The sequence below is a fragment of the Aeromicrobium sp. PFPM2_SD2 genome (assembly GCF_057364525.1).
Map to the genome: position 1 here is coordinate 1 of NZ_JBNFNZ010000336.1, position 2,766 is coordinate 2,766.

General features: G+C 73.6%; 3 protein-coding genes. All 3 read left to right on the forward strand.

Annotated elements, in window-relative coordinates; translation table 11 throughout:
* Nucleotides 1–651 (forward strand): anthranilate synthase component II (locus tag AC2W7G_RS13170; RefSeq protein WP_485868839.1); only part of this gene is annotated, 651 nt, incomplete at its 5' end.
* Nucleotides 652–653: 2 nt separating this feature from the next.
* Nucleotides 654–899, forward strand: a complete 246-nt coding sequence (locus tag AC2W7G_RS13175) for a hypothetical protein (RefSeq protein WP_485868840.1) — start codon at nt 654–656, stop codon at nt 897–899.
* 67 nt (nt 900–966) lie between these two features.
* Entirely contained in the window at nt 967–2,766 is a 1,800-nt protein-coding gene (locus AC2W7G_RS13180) for an N-acyl-D-amino-acid deacylase family protein (RefSeq protein ID WP_485868841.1), read from the forward strand.

Genomic DNA, 2,766 nt, shown 5'->3' on the forward strand with positions numbered 1-2,766 from the left:
GCCCCGCCCCCGAGACCGAGCCCCGCGGCGGCGCCCGACCCGGGCCGTCGCCGGGGGCTCGCGTGCTCGTCGTCGACAACTACGACTCGTTCGTCTACAACCTCGTCCAGCACGTGCGGGAGCTCGGGGCCGCCACGACGGTCGGTCCGCCACGACCGCGACCGGCTCGACGACCTGGTCGCCGCCGCCCACGACGGCACGTTCACCCACCTGCTCGGTCTCGCCCGGCCCGGGGCCCCGGCGGACGCCGGGCTGAGCGTCGAGCTCGTGCGCCGGGTCGGGCACCGGCTCCCGACGCTCGGGGTGTGCCTGGGCCACCAGGCGATCGCCGAGGCGTACGGCGCGACGGTCCGGCGCGCGCCCGACGTCGTGCACGGCAAGGCGTCCCTCGTGCACCACGACGGCCGGGGCGTCCATGCGGGGCTGCCCGACCCGTTGGTCGTGGGCCGCTACCACTCGCTCGCGGTGGACGAGTCGACGTTGCCGGCCGCGCTGGAGGTCACGAGCCGCACGCCGTCGGGGATCGTGATGGGCCTGCGCCACCGCGACCATCCGGTCGAGGGCGTGCAGTGGCACCCCGAGTCGGTCCTGAGCCCGGACGGTCGGCGGGTGCTGGCCCGCTTCCTCGCCTCGCGCGGACGACGGGCCTAGGCGTGGACCCCGGGCGCCGGGCCGTCGAGACCCGCGAGGCGGCGTACGTCCGCGTGGGCGAGCGCCTGGTCGACCTCCACGGCGTCCAGCACGAGGTGCTCGAGGTCGTGCGGCACGGATCCGACGGCGTCACGCTGCTGCTGGGCCGGCTCCACGGCGACGAGGTCCGCGAGGTCGTCCGGCGTGAGCTGAGCCCCGACGAGCAGGTGCGCGTGCGGGTGGAGATCGGACCGACGACCTGGCCGTGATCGCCCCGGACGACCCGACCGGCCCCCGCGTGCGTGCTACGTTCCGCGGAAATGTGAGGAGCGTCACATGGACCTGGACCTGATCGTCAGCGGTGGCACCGTCTTCGACGGCACCGGAGCACCCGGCCGACGCGCGGACGTCGGCGTCAAGGACGGCGTCGTCGTCACCGTCAGCGAGGTCCCGCTGGAGCCGGGGGCCGGCACGCGGGTCGTCGACGCGACCGGCCGCTGGGTCACGCCCGGGTTCGTCGACGCCCACACCCACTACGACGCCGAGCTCGTCGTCGCGCCCGGCCTGCACGAGTCGGTGCGCCACGGCGTGACCAGCGTGCTCATCGGCAATTGCTCGATCTCGGCGGTCTACTCCAGCCCGGTGGACGTGGCGGACCTGTTCAGCCGGGTCGAGGCCCTGCCGCGTCCGGCCGTGCTCGCCGCGCTCGAGGAGCGGAAGACCTGGTCGACGCCCGCCGCGTGGCGAACCGCGCTGGAGGCGTCCGCGATGGGACCGCACGTCGCCTCGTTCCTGGGCCACTCCGACGTCCGCGGCAGCGTCATGGGGCTGGGGCGGGCGACCGATCCGGACCAGAAGGCGACCCGGGCCGACATGCGTGAGGTCGAGCGCCGGCTCGAGGAGGCGCTCGACGCGGGCTTCCTCGGCATCTCGACGATGACGAACCCGTGGGACAAGCTCGACGGCGACCGCTACCGCTCCCGCTCGCTGCCCTCGACGTACGCGTCGTGGAAGGAGTTCCGCCGCATCAGCCGCATCCTGCGCCGGCGCGGACGCGTGCTGCAGGGCGTCCCCAACCTGAACAAGAAGTACGACGTCGCGTTCTACCTGGCCACCAGCACGGGCCTGGGGCGCAAGCCGCTCAAGGTCTCGCTCCTGTCGGCCGCCGACACCAAGGCCGAGCCGTGGGTGCGCCGCATCTTCGGCCCGCTCGCCTTCCTGGCCAACCGGGTCGGCCGCGGACGCTTCGTCTGGCAGCACCTGCCCACGACGTTCAAGGTCTGGGCCGACGGCATCGACCTGGTCGTCTTCGAGGAGTTCGGCTCCGGGCGCGAGGCGCTGCACCTGCGCGACGAGATGCGCAGCGAGCTGCTCCAGGACGAGGCGTACCGGCGCTGGTTCCGGCAGGACTTCGACAAGCGCTTCTCGCCGCGCGTGTGGCACCGCGACTTCGACGACGCCGAGATCACCGAGTGCCCGGACGCGTCGCTAATCGGCCGCACGATCGGCGACGTCGCCCGCGAGCGCGGCGTCCACGCCGTCGACTGCTACCTCGACCTCGTGGTGGCGTACGGCACCGACCTGCGCTGGACGACCCCGATCGCCAACACCCGCGCGACGGTGCAGGAGAAGCTGCTCACGACGCCCGGCGTCACGATCGGCTTCTCCGACGCCGGGGCGCACCTGCGCAACATGGCGTTCTACAACTTCGGGATCTGCCTGCTGCGCAAGGTCCACGAGGCCCAGCGCACGCGCAGGCCGTTCATGAGCGTCGAGCAGGCCGTGCACAAGCTCACCGGCGAGCTGGCCGACTTCTACGGCATCGACGCCGGACGCCTGGTCGAGGGCGCCCGCGCCGACCTGGTCGTCGTCGACCCGCGCGGTCTGGACGCCTCGGTCGACGGCTACCACGAGGCCGTCTTCGAGGAGCTGGGCGGACTCAGCCGCATGGTCAACCGCAACGACGCCGCCGTCCACGCCACCGTCGTGTCCGGCACGGTCGTGTGGGAGGCCGGCGAGTTCGCCGAGGGCTACGGCCGCGACTTCGCCACCGGCCGCTTCCTGCCCGCCGGCGAGAAGGCCCCCATGCGCAAGCGACCGGTCGGCCGCCGCCCGCGGCGGTGGCCGGGGGCCTGA